Here is a 418-nt window from a genome sequence, read left to right as displayed (position 1 = left end):
GCGCCTGCCAGATGCGCTCGATCGAACGGTCGGCTCGATACTCGTGGATCTGCGCGTCGACACGGTCCGCCGTGCGGCGTAGCGCAAGCTCGCGCAGCGCGATCAGATTGCCTTTGCGAAAGAAATTGCGCACCGCGCGCTCGGCCTGCTGCGCGAGGTACACCTTGCCGTCGCGCATGCGATCGAGCAGTTCCTCGGCGGGCAGATCGACCAGCGTGACTTCGTCGGCGCGATCGAACACGCGGTCGGGCACGGTCTCCCACACGCGAATGCCGGTAATTTGCCCCACCACGTCGTTCAGACTTTCCAGATGCTGAACGTTGACCGTGGTGTACACGTCGATGCCGGCGTCGAGCAGTTCATAGACGTCCTGCCAGCGCTTCAGATGCCGCGCGCCCTGCACGTTCGAATGCGCGAG

Annotated in this window: 1 pseudogene; it reads right to left on the bottom strand. The window is 64.4% G+C overall.

The features are described 5' to 3' along the window. Nucleotides 1-418: pseudogene (locus EN824_RS33570) on the bottom strand (hypothetical protein); the annotation flags it as partial.

This window comes from Mesorhizobium sp. M8A.F.Ca.ET.181.01.1.1 (assembly GCF_004792025.1).
Lineage (GTDB): Bacteria > Pseudomonadota > Alphaproteobacteria > Rhizobiales > Rhizobiaceae > Mesorhizobium.
Note: the sequence above shows the minus strand (reverse complement) of the source record. Positions and strands in the feature narration are given on the sequence as shown.